Annotated in this window: 10 protein-coding genes; 6 read left to right on the plus strand and 4 right to left on the minus strand. The window is 69.5% G+C overall.

Annotated features, from left to right (window positions below):
* Positions 1-5 precede the first annotated feature (5 nt).
* Complete coding sequence (locus AC3AOF_RS00645; RefSeq protein ID WP_488347413.1) at positions 6-917, plus strand: glycosyltransferase family 2 protein; 912 nt, start codon at positions 6-8, stop codon at positions 915-917.
* Entirely contained in the window at positions 881-2,416 is a 1,536-nt protein-coding gene (locus AC3AOF_RS00650; RefSeq protein ID WP_488347414.1) for an oligosaccharide flippase family protein, read from the plus strand. Before AC3AOF_RS00645 ends, AC3AOF_RS00650 begins: the two co-directional genes overlap by 37 nt.
* 361 nt (positions 2,417-2,777) lie before the next feature.
* Here AC3AOF_RS00650 and AC3AOF_RS00655 read toward each other — a convergent pair whose 3' ends face one another.
* From AC3AOF_RS00655 to AC3AOF_RS00670, 4 genes are all read right to left on the minus strand, one after another.
* The gene (locus AC3AOF_RS00655; protein WP_488347415.1) at positions 2,778-4,241 is read right to left on the minus strand and encodes an HlyD family type I secretion periplasmic adaptor subunit; all 1,464 of its coding nucleotides are present in this window, start codon (positions 4,239-4,241) and stop codon (positions 2,778-2,780) included.
* Positions 4,238-6,376: a peptidase domain-containing ABC transporter gene (locus tag AC3AOF_RS00660; protein ID WP_236992475.1), complete on the minus strand. Its 2,139-nt coding sequence runs from the start codon at positions 6,374-6,376 to the stop codon at positions 4,238-4,240. The genes AC3AOF_RS00655 and AC3AOF_RS00660 overlap by 4 nt, the downstream gene beginning before the upstream one ends.
* A 28-nt stretch (positions 6,377-6,404) precedes the next feature.
* Entirely contained in the window at positions 6,405-6,704 is a 300-nt protein-coding gene (locus AC3AOF_RS00665) for a hypothetical protein (RefSeq protein ID WP_236992474.1), read from the minus strand.
* Between the two features lie 204 nt (positions 6,705-6,908).
* Positions 6,909-11,348, minus strand: a complete 4,440-nt coding sequence (locus tag AC3AOF_RS00670) for a DUF4082 domain-containing protein (RefSeq protein WP_488347416.1) — start codon at positions 11,346-11,348, stop codon at positions 6,909-6,911.
* Positions 11,349-12,300: 952 nt separating this feature from the next.
* Between AC3AOF_RS00670 and AC3AOF_RS00675 the strand changes: the two genes are divergently transcribed.
* The 4 genes from AC3AOF_RS00675 to AC3AOF_RS00690 all read left to right on the plus strand — a co-directional run bounded on the left by AC3AOF_RS00675 (position 12,301) and on the right by AC3AOF_RS00690 (position 18,870).
* The gene (locus tag AC3AOF_RS00675; RefSeq protein WP_488347417.1) at positions 12,301-13,611 is read left to right on the plus strand and encodes a carbohydrate-binding domain-containing protein; all 1,311 of its coding nucleotides are present in this window, start codon (positions 12,301-12,303) and stop codon (positions 13,609-13,611) included.
* Positions 13,612-13,942: 331 nt separating this feature from the next.
* Positions 13,943-15,682, plus strand: a complete 1,740-nt coding sequence (locus tag AC3AOF_RS00680; RefSeq protein ID WP_442919382.1) for a type I secretion system permease/ATPase — start codon at positions 13,943-13,945, stop codon at positions 15,680-15,682.
* Positions 15,682-16,989 (plus strand): HlyD family type I secretion periplasmic adaptor subunit, encoded by a 1,308-nt coding sequence (locus tag AC3AOF_RS00685; protein WP_488347418.1) that lies wholly within the window; start codon positions 15,682-15,684, stop codon positions 16,987-16,989. Before AC3AOF_RS00680 ends, AC3AOF_RS00685 begins: the two co-directional genes overlap by 1 nt.
* A gap of 795 nt (positions 16,990-17,784) precedes the next feature.
* On the plus strand, positions 17,785-18,870 hold the full coding sequence (locus AC3AOF_RS00690; RefSeq protein WP_488347419.1) for an IS630 family transposase: 1,086 nt from the start codon (positions 17,785-17,787) through the stop codon (positions 18,868-18,870).
* The last annotated feature ends 216 nt before the right edge of the window (positions 18,871-19,086 follow it).

Consider the following 19,086-nt stretch of genomic DNA (forward strand, 5'->3'; position numbering starts at 1 on the left):
ATGCCATGACGAGCGTTCTGCGCGGCCCCCGTGTCTCGGTCGTGCTCCGGCTCCGGGCGGGTTTCCCCGCCGGGCCGGCGCTGGCTTCCCTCGAAGCCCAGACCTTCGGCGACTACGAGGTTCTGGTGGTCGGAGAGGGAGCGGGCGAGGTCGCGGCTCTCGCCGCCGATCCGCGGGTGCGGGCCCTGCTGCGCGAGCCTGAATCCGGCAGCCTTGCCGCCCGCAACCGCGGCGTGACCGCCGCGCGGGCCGAGTGGGTCGCCTTCCTCGATGCCGGCGATACGTGGCGCGAGGACCACCTGGCCGAGCTCGTCGCCGCGACCCGCTTCGGCGATGCCGTCGCGGTGTTCGGCAACCCGGTCCTGGGGGAGGGCGGCCGGCCGCTCCTGCCGATGAGCGTGCCCCCGGGCCGGATCTCGGACCCGTTCGATTTCGCCCTCCGGATCGGGGCCGCGCCGTTCCGGGCGAGCGCCGCGCTGGTCGAACGGGCCGCGGCGATCGATGCCGGGCTGTTTCCGGCCCGCTGCGGCGGCGGATCGGACCTCGACCTGTGGGGCCGCCTCGCGCTGCAGGGACCGTTTCGCTTCGTCGCCCGGCCGACATTGGTGGTCGCGCGCGCCGTGCCGTCGCGGCGCGTGCCGCCGCCGCCGCTGCTGGCCGCCACCCTGAAGACGCTCCTCGACGAGGGCGCGGTGCCGGCCGAACTGGCTCCGTCCGCCCGGCGCTGCCGCAACCGGCTAGTGCTCGACCATGCCCGAACGCTCGCCGCTCTCGGCCTCGCGGCCGAGGCGCGATCGATCCTGGCGCGGGACTGCATCCCGGGCCTCGATCCGGCCCGCTACCTCGCGGCGCTCGCCCGCGCCTGGCGCGCCGGACTGGGGTGGCCGGCGCCCCGGGCGCTCGCCGGCTCGCCCTGATCCGCCCGCCCCACCTCTCCTATGCCAAGGTTGTGTCGATGAGCCTCGTCAAGCGCGCCGTCCTGCTCGTCTCGGGCGAGCGCTACCTCGTCCTCTCGATCACCCTGTGCCAGACCGCCCTGGTCTCGCGCCTGCTCACCCCGCAGGAGGTCGGCCTGTCGATGCTCGGGGTGGCGCTGGTGCAGGTCATCGACGGCCTGCGCGATTTCGGCACCACCAACTACATCATCCACGAGCCGGCGACCTCGCGGCAGAGCGCCCGCACCGCCTTCACGGTGCTCCTCGCCCTGTCGCTGGTCTTCGCCGTGGCCCTGTTCGCCTCGGCCGGGCTGTGGGCGAGGCTCTACGGCCAGCCCCTGCTCGAATCCTACCTGCGGGTGCTCGCCGCGAGCTTCCTGCTGGTGCCGTTCTCCGGGCCGCTGATGGCCTTGATGCGCCGCGACTTCCAGTTCGCCGCCCTGATGTGGGTCAATGTCGGCACCTGCCTGACCTATGCGGTCGTGCTGACCGGCTTGGCGCTCCTCGGCTTCGGGGCGATGAGCTTTGCCTGGGCGACCGTCGCGAGCGCCGCCGCCACGGTGGCCTTGAGCCTCGCCGGCCGGCCCGAGCCGGGGGTCTACCGCCCCTGCCTCCAGGGCTGGCGCACGGCGCTGGCGATCGGCGGGTTCTCCAGCGTGACGACGCTCCTCAACCGCGCCTACGACCTCCTGCCGATCTTCCTGCTGGGCCGCTTCGGCGGGCCCGACCTCGTCGGCCTCTTCGGCCGGGCCCAGGTGGTGAGCCAGTTGCCCGACAAGATGATCCTCGGCAGCCTCGGCGCGGTGATCCTGCCGATGTTCGCCGCAGACCGGCGCGACGGGCGGGCGCTCGCGCCGACCTACCTCGCCTCGATCGGCAACATCTCGGTGGTGCTGTGGCCGGTGGCCCTGCTGCTCGCGCTCATCGCGCAGCCGGTGGTGCTGGTGCTGCTCGGCGCGCAGTGGCTCGCCAGCGTGCCGATCGTCCAGGTGCTGGCGCTCGCCTCGATGCTGACCTTCCCGGCGATGCTGACCTATCCGGTACTCCTGGCGAGCGGAGGCCTTCGCGACACCCTCACGGCGAGCCTGATTGGCCTGCCCCCGAGCGCTGCGATCATCGCCGCGTCGGCCTCCCACGGGCCGCTCGCGGTGGCGGCGACGCAATTCGTCACCGTCCCGCTCCAGGTCGGGATCGCGCTCCACTTCATCCGCCGCCGGGTGCCGTTCAGCCTCGTCGATCTCGCCGGTGCCTTGAGGATCAGCGCCCTCGTCACGGTCGCCACCGCCCTGCCGCCGCTCGCCGTCATCGCCATCTCCGGCCGGGGCTTCGCGCTGACCATCCCGGAGGGGGTGGTCGCGGGCTTCGGCGGTGCGGGGGCCTGGCTCGTCGCGATGCTGGTGCTCGACCATCCCGTCGCCGGGCATGTGCGGGAGACGATCCGGCCGGTGGTGGTGGGGTTGCGGGCGCGGGTGGTGCGGTGAGGGGGCGATCAGCAAGCCAAGCCCCTCGACTCTCTGTCCGGGGTCTCGCATCGGTAAAGCAGGTGCCGGGATGGTTTTTCTGAGCGGTTCGTCTTGAAGCCGAGTTGAGCAGATGGAGCTGTCGAAAGCTAAAACTGAGGACGAGATATCCTACCCTCCCACCTCATCCTGAGGTGTTGGCGATCGAAGATCGCACGCGATCGCAGATCGGCTGGCCTCGAAGGAGGGATCCAGAATTCGCCAAGATCCCCGGAGCCCTCCTTCGAGGTCAGTCCATCTTTGATGGACTGACACCTCAGGATGAGGTCGAGTGCGGGATCGGCTGCCTGTATTATCCACGCGCCAGCCCGGCCCGGGCCATTCACGGCTCCCGGATGCCCTCATCCGCCACCTGCATCAGCGGGTACAGGAAATACGCGATCACCCGCTTACTCCCGACCCGGACCTCGCCCTGCACCGCCATGCCGGGGATCAGGCCGGCGCCCGGGGGCAGGGCGCGCAAAGCCGTATCGTCGAGACTGATGCGGGCGCGGTAGAACAGGGCCGGCGGCTGGCCCGGACCGGGATTGCCGCGCCCTTCCGCATCCGACGGGAAGGCGTCCCGGCTCACGGTGCGGACGTGCCCTGAGACCGTGCCGTGCTTCTGGAACGGGAAGGCGTCGAGCTTCACCCGGGCGGTCTGACCCGCCGCGACGTGGCCGATGTCGCGGGGATGGATCATCACCTCGGCCTCCAGCGGGCTTCCCGCCGGCACCAGGGTGAACAACGGCTCTGCCTGCTTGGCCACCGAGCCGGCGCCGCGTTGCGCGATGTCGAGGACGATGCCGTCGGCCGGCGCCGTCAGCGTCACGAGTTCGCGGCGCAGGGTCGCCTTGCGCAATTCCTCGGCCGCGACCGTGCGCTTCTCGCGGGCCTCCGCCAGAGCTTCGAGGATGGTGCGGCCGGTCTCGTCGAGAAAGGCCTGGCGCTGGGCGGTGGCCTTGGCGAGGTCGTGGCGTGCCTCCGTCTGTGCGCCGCGGGTGCGCACCAGGGAGGCCTCGACGTCGAGGCGGGCGTCGCGGGTCTGGAGCAGGTTGAGCTTCGAGCCGATCTGCTGCTCCAGGAGCGTGGTGCGCATCCCCTCGATCTCGCGCAAACCGTCGAGGCGGGCGAGCAGGACCGTCTCCTCGCGGCGGTTGCGGGCGAGGCTCGATTCGGCCCGGGCCAGTTCCTCGTCGAGGCCGCGCAGGCGGCTGTCGCGCAGGGCCCGGCGCTGCCTGGCGAGGCGGGCCTCCAGCGCCTGCTCGGGGCGCGTCAGGTCGAAGGCGGCATCCTTGTCCGCGTCCTCGGCTTCGAGCCGCCGCACCAGGGCCTCCGCCGCGGCGAGCCGGGCGGTGAGCTGCTGCACGTCGGCCTCGCTGAAGGTCGGATCGAGCACCGCCAGCGTCTCGCCGGCCCTGACCGACTGGCCGACCGCGACGGCGATCGAGCGGATCGCCGCCGTCTCGAGCGGCTGGACGACGATGTTCGGCACCGTGGTGACGAGCCGGCCCCGCGCACTGGCGATCTCGTCGATCTCCGACAGGCACGACCAGGCGACGCCGGTCGCCAGCAAAGCCGCGACCGCATAGAGCGTGGCACGCGCGACGCGCGGCGGCGCCCGTTCCTCGACCGCGAGCGCGTCGGGCTGGAAATCCGAGACCACTGCCGGCCGGCGCCGGGCCGGCAGCATCACCACCTCGCCGCGGGGAGGCACCTTCTCGGGGGCCGGCCCTGAATCCGGGACGGAGGCGAGCGGCGGCCGGGCCGTATCGTCAGCGGTGTCCTGGGACTTGGGAGCGCTCATGCGGCCTGCCTCGTCTGCTGGTTCCACAGGTGGCGGTAGGTCGTGCAGGAGGTGAGCAGCTGGTCGTGGCGCCCGGTCGCGACGAGGCGGCCACCATCGATCACCAGGATCGCATTCGCGTCGACCAGGGTGGCCAGCCGATGCGAGACGATCAGCACCGTGCGGCCCCGGGCGATGCGGCGCAGGTTGCGCCGGATGATCGCCTCGCTGTCGGGATCGAGGGCGCTCGTCGCCTCGTCGAGGATCAGGAGCCGCGGATCGGTCACGAGGGCCCGGGCGATGGCGAGCCGCTGGCGCTGCCCGCCCGAGAGGTTGGAGGCGTTCTCCTCCAGCATCGTCTCGAAGCCGCGCGGCAGGCGCTCGATGAACTCGTCGGCCCCGGCGGCGCGGGCGGCCTCGGCGATCTCCTCGAAGCTCGCCGAGGGCTTGGCGGCCGCGATGTTCTCCCGCACCGTGCCGCGGAACAGGAAGCTGTCCTGGAGCACCACGCCGACCTGGCGGCGTAAGTGTGCGAGGTCGATCTCGCGGATGTCGTGCCCGTCGAGGCGCACCAGCCCCTGTTGCACGGGATAGAGCCGCTGGATCAGCCGGGTGATCGTGGTCTTGCCCGAGCCGCTGCGGCCCACCACCCCGACGATGCTGCCGGCCTCCAGCGTGAACGACACCGCATCGAGGGCCGGCGGCCGGTCCGGCCCGTAGGCGAAGCGGACATCCTCGAAGGTGATCTCGCCCCGGACCGGCGGGCACAGGCCGCGGGACGGTCCTTCCGCCTCGGGTGCCCGGTTCATCACCTCGCCGAGCATCCGGACCGAGAGCGCGACCTCCTGGTACTCGTGCGCCATGGTGAGCATCTGCACGAGCGGGCCCGAGACGCGGCCGGCCAGCATGTTGAAGGCGACGAGCGCGCCCACCGTCATCGAGCGGTCGAACACGTCGAGCGCGCCGAGCCCGATGATCGCGACGCTCGTGAGCTTTTCGAGGAGCCCGGTCACGGCCTGCGCGATGGCCGAGATCCGCTCGACGCCGTAGCGCATCTGCACGGCCTGGGCGGAGGCATCCTCCCATTGCCGGCCCTGCAGCGGCTCCATCGCCAGGGACTTGATGGTGCGCATGCCCTGGACCGATTCGACCAGCAGCGCCTGGCGCTCGCCCTCCGCGTCGTAGAGGGCCTGGAGCCGGCGCCGGAACGGCCCGATCAGGGCCGCGATGGTGAGCGCGACGAGACCCGTGAAGGTGAGCACCACGAGCGTCAGCTTCGGGCTGTAGAGCAGCAGCACCGGCACGAAGACCAGGAGCGAGCAGGCGTCGAGCGCTGTCGTCAGCAGCCGCCCGGTCAGGAATTCCCGCACCCGGGACGCCTGCTGCATGTGCTTGACCAGGATGCCCGCCGGCACCTGCTCGAAATGGGCGAGCGGCAGGCCGAGGAGATGCGCGAAGGTCTTCACCGCGACCCGGATATCGATGCGGTTCGAGGCGTAGAGCAGCAGGTAGCGCCTCAAAAAAGTGAAGCAGGCCTCGAAGACCAGCGCCAGCACCACGCCGCCGGCGAGCACTGTGAGGGTGGCGTAGGATTCGTGGGTCAGCACCCGGTCGATGACGAGCTGCGAGAACAGCGGTACCGCCAGCCCGACGGCGTAGAGCGCCAAAGCCGCCACGATCACGTCGGAGAAGAGCCGGCGCTGGCGCAGGATCTCGGGGACGAACCACAGGAGACCGAACGGCCGGCGCCCGTCCGGCGTGCGCCGCCGCGCCTTCGGGCGCATCAGCAGCACCTCGCCGTCCCAGGCGGCGCAGAAGGCCGCCTCGTCGAGGAGGAACGGTTCGTGCCGGGCGGCCTTCGGGTCGAACACGACGAGGCGCGGCGCCTCGGCGTTCCGGTCGGTGCCGGTGACGACGACCCAGTTGCCGTTCCTGAGATGCGCCAGCGCCGGGAAGGCGCCGCCGAGATCGGTGAGGCTCGTAAACGACAGGCGGGTCCGGCCGGCCCGCAAGCCCACCTCCCGCGCCATCCGCGTCAGACGCGGGCTCGAGACCGCCTCGTCCCCCACCGCATAGGCGTGGGCGAGGCGTTCGACATCGAGGTCGACGCCGTGGTGGCGCGCGACGGCGACGAGGCAGTGCAGTCCGGTATCCACGGCGGCGCCCGAGTGTTTTTGGGAGGGATCAGGAGAAGTTCGGCGAGGTGTTGCGGCCCGGGCGGGCGCCTGCGAAGGGCACGGCCTCTTGCGGCGGCTTGCCCGGCTGGATCACGCCGGATTCGATCAGGCTGTTCTTGACCTGCTGCATCAGGTCGGCGGCATTGGCGAAGGCGTCGGCCGGCAGGATCAGGCGCTGGCGCAGGACCGGCACCGGGTTGCCGTGGATGTCGCGCTCGGACGGCGACAGGCTCATCAGGTCGACCCGGACGATTGACCCGGTCACGGTGATCTCGCTGATGCCGTCGGTGTAGGTTTCGTTGATCATTGTTGTGCTCCCCGTGCGATCGTCAGATCGCGGTGATGTTTTTTCAGGTCGTCCCACCCGTGACCTCATCCTGAGGTGTTAGTCGATCGAAGATCGACTAACCTCGAAGGAGGGCTCCAGTGATCGCAGGCCATCTGGGGCCCTCCTTCGAGGCTCACTTCGTTCGCACCTCAGGATGAGGTTGAGACTGGGTTCTCTGGATCGTTACGCCGCCGCCGACGGGTTGAAGACCACATCCACCCAGTAATTCGTCTTGTTGTAGGTGTTGGTCGGGAACAGGCTGGAACTGCCATAGGCGTAGACGCCGTTGGTCGTGGCCGGCGCGGTGAGCGGGCCGCTCGTCACCGCGTTGGCGAAGCCGTTCGCGGTCTGGGAGTAGCGGCCGACATTGGTGTGGTAGGACGCCGTGTAGGTGGCGCCCGCGGTGAGCGCGACCGGGTTCGAGAAGGTGGCGGTCTGCCAGCCGCTCGCGGTCTCGTTGGTGAAGGTGGCGGTGGCGAGCTTCTGGCCGGTGCTCGACCACAGCGTGCCGGTATGGGTGCCGGTATCCTGGGTGCCCTTGTAGAACTTGATCGCGCTGACCGTGCCGGCGCTGGACGACTGGAACTGCACCCCGAGCTCGACCGGGTTGAGGTCGTTGGTATTGGTCGCTGCCGGCGTCGCGGACGAGGAAAACAGGCTGACTGCACCGGTGCTGGGCGCCAGCACCGTGAGCGAGACGCTCGCCGACGAGGTGCCCCCGCGCCCGTCCGAGATCGCGTAGCTGAAGCCGGCCGAGCCCGTGTAGTTGGTGGCCGGCGTGAAGGTGATGGTGGAGTTCGTGGTGTTGAGCGAGACGGTGCCGTTGGTCGCCCCGCTCACGCCGGTCACCGTCAGGGGATCGCCGTTCGGGTCGGTGTCGTTGGAAAGCAGCGTCGAGGTCGAGAAGGTGACGGGGGTGTTCTTCGTCACCGCCGGGCCGGTGTCGTTGACCGCGGTCGGCGCCTGGTTGGCGGCGTTGCCGTTCGGGTTGAAGACGACGTCGACCCAGTAATTGGTGCTTTGGTAGGTGTTGGTCGGAAAAAGGCTGGAGCCGCCATAGGCATAGACCCCGTTGCCGGCGGCCGGCGCGGTGAGCGGGCCGTTCGTCACCGCGCTCGAGAAGCCGTTGGCGGTGGTCGAGTAGCGGCCGGCATTGGTGTGGTAGGAGGCCGTGTAGGTCGCGCCGGGCGTCAGCGTCACCGGGCTCGAGAAGGTGGCCGTCTGCCAGCCGCTCGCGGTCTCGCCCGTGAAGGTCGCGGTGGCGAGCACCTGGCCGCTGCTCGACCACAGCGTGCCGGTATGGGTGCCGGTATCCTGGGTGCCCTTGTAGAACTTGATCGCGCTGACCGTGCCGGCGGTGGAGGCCTGGAACTTCACGCCGAGCTCGACCGGGTTGGTGTCGTTGGTATTGGTCGCGGCCGGCGTCGCCGAGGACGAGAACAGGCTGACCGGGGGGCTGGTGCCGGGCGCCGAGACGGTGAGCGCCACGTTCGCCGAGGATGTGCCGCCGCGGCCGTCCGAGATCGCGTAGGTGAACCCGGCCGCACCCGTGTAGCCGGTCGTCGGCGTGAAGGTGATGGTGGCGTTGGTGGTGTTGAGCGAGACGGTGCCGTTGGTCGCTCCGCTCACGCCGGTCACCGTCAGGGGATCGCCGTTCGGGTCGGTGTCGTTGGAAAGCAGCGTCGAGGTCGCGAAGGTGACGGCGGTGTCTTTCGTCACCGCCGGGCCGGTATCGTTGACGGCGGTCGGCGGCTGGTTGGCCGTGCCGGAGGACGGGTTGAACAGCACGTCGACCCAGAAATTGGTGTTGCTGAAGGTCTTGGTCGGGAACTGGCTCGTGCTGCCATAGGCGTAGACGCCGTTGCTGCCGCCGGCTGCCGAGAGCGGGCCGTTGGTGACCGTGTTGTCGAAGTAGTTCACGTCGCTCGAGTAATGTCCGAGCGTCGAGTAGTAGGAGGCGGTGTAGGTCGTGCCCGGGGTGATGGTGACCGGGTTCGAGAAGGTGGCGGTCTGCCAGCCGTCGGCGGTCTCGTTGGAGAAGGTCGTCGTGGCGAGCTTCTGCCCGGTGCTCGACCACAGCGTCCCGACATGGACCCCGCGGTCGAGGGTGCTCTTGTAGAAGCGGATGCCGCTGATCGTGCCGGCGGTGGAGCTCTGGAACTTCACGCCCAGTTCGACCGCCGAGCTGTCGACGGTGTTGGTGACCGTGGGCTTGGCGGAGCCCGGGAACAAGGTGAGGGAGGGGGACGCCGTCACCGTCAGGCTGCGCCCGGCGGACGGGGTCTCCAGGTTGACGCTGTCGTCGGTCGCCCGGGTGCGGATCTGGTAGGTGCCGGCGACCTGCGGCGCGAAGGTGTAGCTCCAGTTTTCGTCGCCGGTGGCGGCGCGCCAGGTGACGCCGTTGTCGGTCGAGACCTCGACGCCCGCGACCACGCCGCCGCCGGCATCACTGGCGGTGCCGGTGATGGTGACCGGGGTGAAGGCCGTCACGCTCGATCCCGTCGTCGGCGTGGTGATGGCCGAGGTCGGCGCGGTGTGGTCGGTCGAGGCGGTGGCGGGCTTGAGGTTCGGGTCGAGGGTGGCGGGCTGGATGCCCATATCGGCGAGCAGGTTGACCATCGCCTGCTGGATCCGCGGATCGGTCGGCGTCGCCTCGTTGTCGTGGTTGGCCGACAGGCCCCAGGACCAGTAGACGGTGCCGGCGCCGAAGACGAGGGCGCCGCTCGGCGCGCGGTAGAGCGTCAGGCTGTGGGTCGCCGTGCCCTTGCCGGTGGTGTTGCCGAAATCCTGGAGATAGGTCGTCTCGTCGATCGTCGTCGAGGACAGGCGCACCAGCCCGGCCGGCGCCGTGGCGTTGTCGGGCGCCTCGTCCCATTCGTAGCCGAGATAGTTCTTGTTGAGCGAGGCGGTCTGGCCCGGCTGCAGGTTGGCGACGCTGGTATTGCGCCAGAAGCGCAGGTTGGCGTCGTCGTACGGGACCTGAATGGTGTCGAGCACGTAGGCGTCGACCTGGAACATCGTGCCCGTCAGGGCATTCTCGGGTTTGTTGTTGCCGATCGTACCGGCCGGCCCGCGGGGATCGCGCCAGGTGCCGGTCCACTGGTTGGTCGGGTCGAGGTTCTGGTTGTCGCTCCAGGTCTCCTTGTAGGAGACGAGGCTGCGGTACGGCGTGGCGTCGCTGCTGATGCTGTTGGAGAACCGCGTACGCCAATAGACCTCGTTGCCGCTCCAGAACGACAGGTTGACGCCGGCATCCCGCGCCGCCTCGACGTTGGCGCGCTGCGGGCCCGACCAATACTCGTCGTGGCCGACATCGAGGTACATCTTGTGGTTCAGGAGCAGGCTGCCGTATCGATCGGCATCGACGCCCGACATGTACGAGACGTCGTAGCCGTTCTGCTCCAGCCACATGATCGCCGGGAACTCGGCGCCGTAGATGTAGTCCTGAGGACCGGCCGCGAGGCCGCCGCCGCGGGTGGTGATCGGCCGGTTGTAGCTCACCGCGTAGGCGCGGCCGGCGCCCTGGCCGGTGGCCGGGCCGTTGCCGCCGTAGAAGTTGGCTCCGCCCCAGGGATTGTAGGCCTGCCAGGTCTCGTCCGAGGTCTGGAAGATGATGTCGCTGTGGCTCGAATCGTCCCGGACGATGAACGGGATCTCGTTCTGTCCCGCCGTGCCGTCCTGGCGCGTCAGCTTGGCGATGTACACGCCCGAGACCGCATCGGTCGGGACAGTCCACGACGCCGAGACCGACCAGTTGCCGGCATCGACCATCCCGGTCGCCGCGTCGCGCAAGGGGTTCGGCTGGGTCTGCACCCCGGTATGCTGGATCGTGTCGATCTTGCGCGCGCCCAAGCCCCCGTAATAGCCGAGGCGATAGATGTCGATCCGGTAGTTGTTCGAGTTGGTATCGATCTTGAAGTTGACCGTCTTGCCGACGTTGGTGCTGATGTCGGCGGCGAATCCCTCGATGTTGTCGTCGCCCGAGCCGTTGATGCCCCACTCGCTGACCGGGTTGCCGACCTTCTGGTTCTCCAGGACGATCTTGTTGGTGGTCGAGGCCGTCGCCGTCGTGGTGGCGCTCAGCGAGTTGGGGGCCAGGGTATTGGTGGTGGCGGTCTTCGTCGGGGCCACCGCGCTGGTGATCGGGCCGCTCAACGTCGCGATCTGGGACTTGGTCGGGCCGGTCGCGGCGGTCTCCGCCCCGCCGGGCAGGGTGGTGACGGCGCCCATCGGCGCGCTGCTGCCGTAGCCGGGCAACTGCCCGCTCGCCGACAGGATGGTGCTCGACGGCAGGTCGAGGATCCGGCTCGGGCAATTCACGTAGCCGCAGGTGCCGCAGCAGAAGATCGCGTTCGAGGCCGCGGCCGGACCCGGCTTTACTGTAAGGTCCTTGAGGGCCGGGGCGGGGGCGCCTGCGTCCGGCGTGCCGCTCGAACCGACCGGCGCCGCGCCGAGGAGCGCCGCGACCTTGCCGGCGGAGGCCGGATCCTCCGCTGCGCCCGGCCCGGTCGCACTCGTCTTGGCGGCCGGCTCGACCGCTCCGGGTGTCGAGGGCGATGCATTGCCGCCGGTCTGAACGGCGTTGAGCGTCGGATCGACGGTCGTCTCGTCGGAATAGAGCATGGCGTCTGCTTTCGACAAGAAAGATTCGCGGTGAACGGCACTGTCACACCTGGGCCTGGATTGTGGAAGGAGCCTTAAGCCCGCTGCGCACACAGCCTTTCGGTGCCGACGACAACTGTCGCCTACGCCTTTTGGCGGTGCTTCACGATTGGTCCGTGGGGTGTTTGTGTCGTCGGCCGTCCGCGCCGCGACAGGTCTGCGCGGCGCGAAGGATAGGGCGGTTTTCGCAAGTCGTCGCAGGTATGGATTTCTGGTTTATCTTCGTTCCCGCAGTCATCGGGTCCGAGCCGATTGCCGGCGCCGTCGGACTGGACTGCCGGGATTCGATGCGCCGTCCAATCGACGTGCAGCTTCGCTGTCTTCAACACCGGCTCTGATCGCCGGCCGCCAAGCCATGTCCCCTATCGGGACGATCATTCATCTTATGTACGGCGTCAGGTGGAGACGGCCAGACAGCTGGGCCGACCAATTCGCCCGCTCTCAATACGGCCGAGTTGCTGCACTGCATCACGAGCTTGAGAGTTGTCGCGCCGTATCTCTTGGCGCGGTGACAGCCGACAGCCGCACCGGCCGCCATTCACTGCGCAGATTTTATCGGCCAGCATCGGCGAATCACCGGGCCCACCCGGCTCTCCGCCGAATCATTTGATAAAGTATCGCCAAGACTACATTCATTAACCTAGGCTTGACACCCGAACATTGCTACTTATTGTCCGCCTCGCACATCGGATCGGCTCCCGGTCGGGCGCTGATCTTCTCACGATGACGCACCGATGCCGCCGCGTCCTGCGGTCCGGCACCCGTTCCACAGATCTGGAAGTGATACATGGCTTATGAAACGGTCGCGCAGCCTTTTGCGCCGAGCAGCATTTGGAACACCCCGATTGGGTCGAACGCCCAGTTCCAGGCTGCATCCGGAGCGCAGACCGCCTCCATCCAGCACCAGGCCGGCGTGAACACCTGGATCGGCCAGGACGCGATTCCGATCTACCAGGCGACCGCGAGCGATCCGATCGCGACCTGGAACTACGACAGCCGCGGCACCAACGCCGACTGGACCTACGGCAACACCTCGTCGATGAACGGCAGCTTCCAGATGAAGACGCCGGCCGCCCTGCAATTCGCGACCGGCGACGGCTGGGCGATCGTCGTCTCGGAGGACGGCCAGCACTACATCGAGACCTGGCTCGGCTCGAAGACCGGCACCAACAGCTATCACGCTAATTACGTCGTCGAGAACACCCTGACGGGTGACGGCATCGCCAACGTGCCGGGCGCGCACGAGGGCATCCGCGCCGCCGGCATGTCGCTGATGGGCGGCATCGTCCAGAAGTCGGACCTCGATGCAGGCCACATCGACCACGCCGTGGCGATGGCGATCTCGACGACCCAGGCCGGCTCCGCCAAGACCCCCTATGTCTGGCCGGCGACCTCCGCCGACGGCTTCAGCAGCAGCTACTCGGGCTCGATCCCGCTCGGCTCGCTGTTCGCGATCCCCAAGGACGTCGACCTGACCAAGATCGGCATCACCACGGCCGAGGGCATGGCCCTGGCCAAGGCCTACCAGGATTACGGCGGCTACGTCACCGACACCGCCGGCCCGAACACGATGCAGCTCGCCTACCTCCAGACCGGCGTGAGCCAGCAACAGGCCGACAACCTGTTCAAGGACATGGATGCCATCCGCTCGCATATCGAGCTGGTGACGAACAACACCGCTGCGACCCCGGCGGGCGGCGGCGACCACACGGTGACCGGTTCGACGACCACGACCGCCCCGGCCCCCACCACGACGACCCCCGCGCCCACGACCACCACCACGGCGCCGGCCCCCACCACGACGACGGACACGTCGCACCCCACCACGACGACCGGCAGCACGACCGGCACCACCGCGCAGCCGAGCGTCAGCCTCGGCAGCGGCTCCGACCAGCTGCTGCTCAAGATCAGCCAGGACGCCTATAACGGCAACGCGCAGTACACCGTCTCGGTGGACGGCAAGCAGATCGGCGGGGTCCAGACCGCGCAGTCCCTGCACAGCGCCGGCAAGTCCGACCTGATCTCGGTGCGCGGCGACTGGGGCCAGGGCGACCACGACGTGGCGGTCAAGTTCCTGAACGACGCCTGGGGCGGGACGGACGCGAAGGACCGTAACCTCTACGTCGACAGCGCCACCTATGACGGCCACGACGTGTCGAGCGCGCACCTGACGCTGGCGAGCAACGGCGCCAAGCACTTCACCTTCCACGACTACCTCGTCTGAGGGGCGTGACGGCCCCGCCCGCTCAACCGGCGGGCGGGGCCTTCGTGCGTCCCTCTCGCATCCGCTGCGCCGCCTGCCCCGATCCGGGCCCGTTGCCGCGCGCCGCCGAACGGAGCCCAGCCACCCCGTGACATCCCTCGACTCGCCTTTCTCCCTCGCCGTCCGGCGCGCCCGCAACCTGACCGCGCCGGCCCTGGACCGGCTGCGCGGCCGCTTCGCCCCCGCCGGGCAAGCCGAGCCCGGACCAGCGGTGCCCGGCGAGGACGGCTTCCGCCAGGACGCCCTGACGGCCTTCGGCCTCGGGCGGTCCCGGGCCGCCTCGGCCCCGCCGATGGTCGCGGCCCTGGCGCGGCTGCGCCACGTCATCATCGGCGTCGCGGCGCTCAGCGGCGCCGTGAACCTGCTGGCGCTCGCCGGCTCGTTCTACATGCTCGAAGTCTACGACCGGGTGATCCCGAGCCGCAGCGTGCCGACGCTGGTGGGCCTGAGCCTGATCGTGCTGGTGCTCTATCTGGGCCAGGGCTACTTCGACCTGATCCGGTCGCGCCTGCTGCTCCGCGCCGGCAAGGCGTTCGACGAATCCTTGAGCCGGAACGTCTTCCGCGCCGTCGTCACCCTGCCGTTGCGCGGCCGGGCGGAGGCCGACGGCCTCAGGCCGATGCGCGACCTCGACCAGATCCGCTCCGCGCTGGCCGGCGGCGGCCCGGGGGCTTTGTTCGACCTGCCCTGGGTCCCGGTCTATCTCGGCCTGCTCTTCGCCTTCCACGTCTGGATCGGCTTCACCGCGCTCCTCGGGGCGCTCGCGCTCGTCGGCCTGACGGCGCTCGCCGAGATCCTGACCCGCCACCACGCCCGCGACGCCCGCGAGGCGGCGGCCGCCCGCGGCTTCGTCGCCGAGGCGAGCCGGCGCAACGCCGAGACCGTGCGGGCGATGGGCATGGAGCCCGACCTCGCCGGCCTCTGGACCCGGGTCAACGCCGCCTCGCACGCCACCCAGGAGCGCACCGCCGAGATCACGGGGGCGATCCACAACACCTCGAAGGTGCTGCGGGTGATCCTGCAATCGGCGGTGCTCGGCGTCGGCGCCTTCCTGGTGATCCGCCAGGAGGCCACCGCCGGCGTCATCATCGCCGGTTCGATCCTGAGCGCCCGGGCGCTGGCGCCGATCGACCAGGCGATCGGCTACTGGAAGACCTTCTCCGCCGCCCGCGAATGCTGGCGCCACCTCGGCGCGGCGCTGAACGCGGCCGGCGCGGAGCCGGAGGGCCTGACCCTGCCGGCGCCGCGCGAGGCGCTCACCGTCGAGCAGGCGAGCGTCGGCCCGCCCGGCGGGCAGCGCCTCACCGCCCTCGACGTCAGCCTGTCGCTCACCGCCGGGCAGGGGCTCGGCATCGTCGGCCACAGCGCCTCGGGCAAGTCGTCGCTCGCCCGGCTTATCGTCGGGATCTGGCCGGCGGCTCGCGGCGCGGTGCGCCTCGACGGCGCCCGCCTCGACCAGTGGCGGCCGCAGGATCTCGGCCGCCATGTCGGCTACCTGCCGCAGGAGGTCGAGCTGTTTCCCGGCACTGTGGCGGCCAACATCGCGCGCTTCCGGCCGGGGGCCGAGGCCGACGGGATCATCGCGGCGGCCAAGGCCGCCCGGGTCCACGACCTGATCCTCGCCCTGCCCGAGGGCTACCAGACCCAGATCGGCGAGCGCGGCGCGCTCTTGTCGGCCGGCCAGCGCCAGCGCCTGGCTCTCGCCCGCGCCCTCTACGGCGATCCCTTCCTGGTCGTGCTCGACGAGCCGAACTCGAATCTCGACCAGGAGGGCGAGGCGGCGCTCACCGAGGCGATCGCCGGGGTGCGCGCGCGGGGCGGCATCGTGGTGGTGGTCGCCCACCGGCCGAGCGCGCTGGCCGCGCTCGACCAGGTGATGGTGATGGCCCATGGCCGCGTCCAGGCGCTCGGCCCCCGCGACGAAGTCCTGCCCGCCCTCAACCGGCCGCGCCCGATGCAGCCGATGCACGCCGGCTCGGCGAGCTTCGCGCCCGGCTTCACCCTCAAGGTCGCCCAGGGAGGGCGCGCGTGATGAGCCCGATCACCCCCGAGACCCAAGCCTCGATCCGCCGCCACCTGCTGGCCAGCGCGATCGGCGGTGCCCTCCTGTTCGTCGGTGCCGGCGGCTGGGCCGCAACGGCCGAGTTCTCCGGCGCCGTCGTCACCGCCGGCTCGCTGGTGGTCGAATCCGACGTCAAGAAGGTGCAGCACCCGACCGGCGGCGTCGTCGGGGAATTGCGGGTGAAGAACGGCGACCGGGTCTCCGCCGGGGACGTGCTGCTGCGCCTCGACGAGACGGTGCTGCAAGCCAACCTCGCCATCGTCACCCGCTCGATCGACGAAGCGACCGCCCGCCGGGCCCGCCTCGACGCCGAGCGCGACGGCGCCGCCGACGTCGCCTTCCCGGCCGAGCTGATGGGCCGGTCCGCCGATCCGGTGGTGGCCAGCCTGATGCACGGCGAGCGCCGCCTGTTCCAGACCCGGGCGAGCGCCCGCGAGGGCCAGAAGTCGCAGCTTGCCGAGCGCGTCGGCCAGCTCGACGAGCAGATCCGCGGCCTCGACGAGCAGATCGCCGCCAAGGTCCGGGAGATCACCCTGATCGAGCGGGAGCTCGGCGGGGTGCGCGACCTGTGGGAGAAGAAGCTGGTGCCGATCCAGCGGGTGAGCGCGCTCGAACGCGACCTCGCCCGGCTCGAGGGCGAGAAGGGGACGCTGGTCTCCACCATCGCCCAGGTGCGCGGCCGGATCACCGAGACGCGGCTGCAGATCCTGCAGATCGACCAGGATCTGCGCACCGAGGTCGGCAAGGAGCTCGCCGAGATCCGCAGCAAGGTGTCGGAATATGCCGAGCGGCGCATCACCGCCGAGGACCAGCTGCGGCGGGTCGAGATCCGCGCGCCGCAGGACGGCCTCGTCCACCAGCTCGCGGTCCATACGGTCGGCGGCGTGGTGGCGCCCGGCGCCGAGATCATGCAGATCGTGCCGACGGCCGATCACCTGACCGTCGAGGCGAAGCTCGCACCGCAGGACATCGACCAGGTCCATGTCGGGCAGACGGCGTCGCTGCGATTCTCGGCCTTCAACCAGCGCACCACGCCGGTCGTCATGGGGACGGTCTCGCGGATCTCTCCGGACCTGACCACCGATCCGCGCACCGGCCAGAGCGCCTACACCACCCGCGTCGCGGTGTCCGACGCCGAGATGAAGCGCCTCGGCGCGGTGCGCCTCACCCCCGGCATGCCGGTCGAGGCCTTCATCCAGACAGAAAGCCGCACGGTGCTGAGCTTCTTCACCAAGCCGCTCGCCGACCAGGTCGCGCGCGCCTTCCGGGAAAAATGAGGGCGAGGCCCGTCCCCCCGGGACGGGCCTCGCTTGATGTCTCGTCAGCCCCCGATGGCGCCGGAGGCGCCGACCACGGCCACTACCAGCCCGCAGGCCAGGACACCGATCATCGCGTAGGTGATGGTCTTCAGCATCGAAGGTCCTCGTAGTCCCGGGATGAGTGGAGCCCGCTGCATTGCAAAGGACGCGCCAGCGCGTCCTTTGCGGCGGGCGGCTTCGGGATAGAACCACGAACCCGGCGGAAGGTTCACCGCATCGCACAAATCCCGCATGCCCGATTGAGACGGGGGCGTCGGATTTGTGCGGTGACGCACGTCGTGGGCGGAGTCTCGACGCCCGCGCGCACAGACCCTCCCCCTCTGCGGGGCTAGCAGCCTGTCGGATTGGCGCTAAAAATCACCTGTTAGCGCAATAAATGAATGCAAGCGAACATGACATAGAATTATTATTGCCGTTCTATCCGGTTTTGTGAATTTTTATTACGTTTTGCGTCCCAATCCGACAGGCTGCTAGCGGATTCATACTTCTCCTCTGAATGCTAACCCATTGAAGGTAAGCGCGCTTTCCCCTCCCCCTTGTGGGGAGGGGCTAGGGGTGGGGGTGGTGCAGGAGGCGCCGCCGAGTCTCCTCCGGCACCACCCCCACCTCCAACTCCTCCCCACAAGGGGGAGAGAGGCGCTCTACTTTCAATGGGAGAAGCGTTCAAACCGAGATGTGTGAACACGCTAGTGTCCTGGCACTAAAGTTCGGCGACGAACGTTGTAGGGGAGGATCCTGCCACGGAGGGCACCGATGCCTCGTCCCCTGCCTGCGGTCAACCTGAGCCCGGCCGAGCGCGGCGCCCTGGAGAAATGGGCGGAGCGTCGCAAGACCGCGCAAGGCTTGGCCACGCGTGCCCGCATCCTGCTGCTGGCCGACGAGGGCGCCTCCAACAAAGCCATCGCGGCCGATCTCGCCCTCGATCCGGCGACTGTCAGCAAGTGGCGCAACCGCTTCCTGCGCGACCGCGTCGAGGGGCTCTACGATCAACCCCGCAGCGGCGCTCCCCGTCGCATCGACGATGACGCGGTCGAGGCCCTCGTGCTCGACACCCTGGAACGCAGGCCCGAGGGCGCCACGCACTGGAGTTCGCGCCTGATCGCCAAACGCCACGGCCTCTCCCACACCAGCGTCCAGCGCATCTGGCACGCCTTCGGGCTCAAGCCGCACCGCACCAAGACCTTCAAGCTCTCCACCGACCCCGACTTCGTCGGCAAGGTCCGTGATATCGTCGGGCTCTACCTCGATCCGCCGACCCGTGCCGTCGTGCTGTGTGTCGACGAGAAGAGCCAGATCCAGGCGCTCGATCGGTCGCAGCCCGTGGTACCGCTCCAGCCGGGCGACGTCGAGCGGCGCACCCACGACTACAAGCGCCATGGCACGACGTCCCTGTTCGCCGCGCTCGACATCGCCACCGGGCGGGTGATCGGGCAGTGCCAGCCGCGCCATCGCGCCAGCGAGTTCCTCACCTTCCTCGACACGATCGAGGCCAACGTGCCCACCGATCTCGACGTGCATCTGGTGATGGACAACTACGCCACCCACACCACGCCCGAGGTGCGGGAGTGGCTGGCACGCCGGCCGCGCTGGCAGGTGCATCACACGCCCACCAGCGCCTCCTGGCTCAATCAGATCGAACGCTTCTTCGCCCTGCTGACCGAGCGTGAAATCCGGCGCGGCGTCTATCGCAGCGTCGAGGACCTGGAGCAGGCGATCAACGCCTTCCTGAAAGCGCACAACGCCGATCCCAAGCCGTTTCGTTGGACCAAGTCCGCCGAACAGATCATCGCCTCGGTCGAGCGCTTCTGCCTCCGAACCGCGCAGCTCGCGGACACATAACCTCGTTCATTGCCGAACTTCAGTGCCAGGACACTAGCTTTGCGGGGGAGGGTGGACCCGGCGTCAGCAGGGGCCGGGAGAGGGGAACCACGCTTCCGGAAAGGTCGCGCCCTTCATGCAGGGCGCCACCTGGATCAGCGTCGCGCTGCCCCTCTCCCGGCCTGCTCCGCAGGCCACCCTCCCCCGCAGAGGGGGGGAGGGTTTAACGGGCGCGGC

Source organism: Methylobacterium sp. 142-1Y, from assembly GCF_057747795.1.

What these genes read in the sequence shown, in the direction of transcription:
- AC3AOF_RS00685 (WP_488347418.1), top strand. Translation starts at nt 15,682, where the DNA reads ATGAGCCCGATCACCCCCGAGACCCAAGCCTCGATCCGCCGCCACCTG.
- AC3AOF_RS00645 (WP_488347413.1), top strand. Translation starts at nt 6, where the DNA reads ATGACGAGCGTTCTGCGCGGCCCCCGTGTCTCGGTCGTGCTCCGGCTC.
- AC3AOF_RS00680 (WP_442919382.1), top strand. Translation starts at nt 13,943, where the DNA reads ATGGTCGCGGCCCTGGCGCGGCTGCGCCACGTCATCATCGGCGTCGCG.
- AC3AOF_RS00665 (WP_236992474.1), bottom strand. Translation starts at nt 6,704, where the DNA reads ATGATCAACGAAACCTACACCGACGGCATCAGCGAGATCACCGTGACC.
- AC3AOF_RS00690 (WP_488347419.1), top strand. Translation starts at nt 17,785, where the DNA reads ATGCCTCGTCCCCTGCCTGCGGTCAACCTGAGCCCGGCCGAGCGCGGC.
- AC3AOF_RS00670 (WP_488347416.1), bottom strand. Translation starts at nt 11,348, where the DNA reads ATGCTCTATTCCGACGAGACGACCGTCGATCCGACGCTCAACGCCGTT.
- AC3AOF_RS00655 (WP_488347415.1), bottom strand. Translation starts at nt 4,241, where the DNA reads ATGAGCGCTCCCAAGTCCCAGGACACCGCTGACGATACGGCCCGGCCG.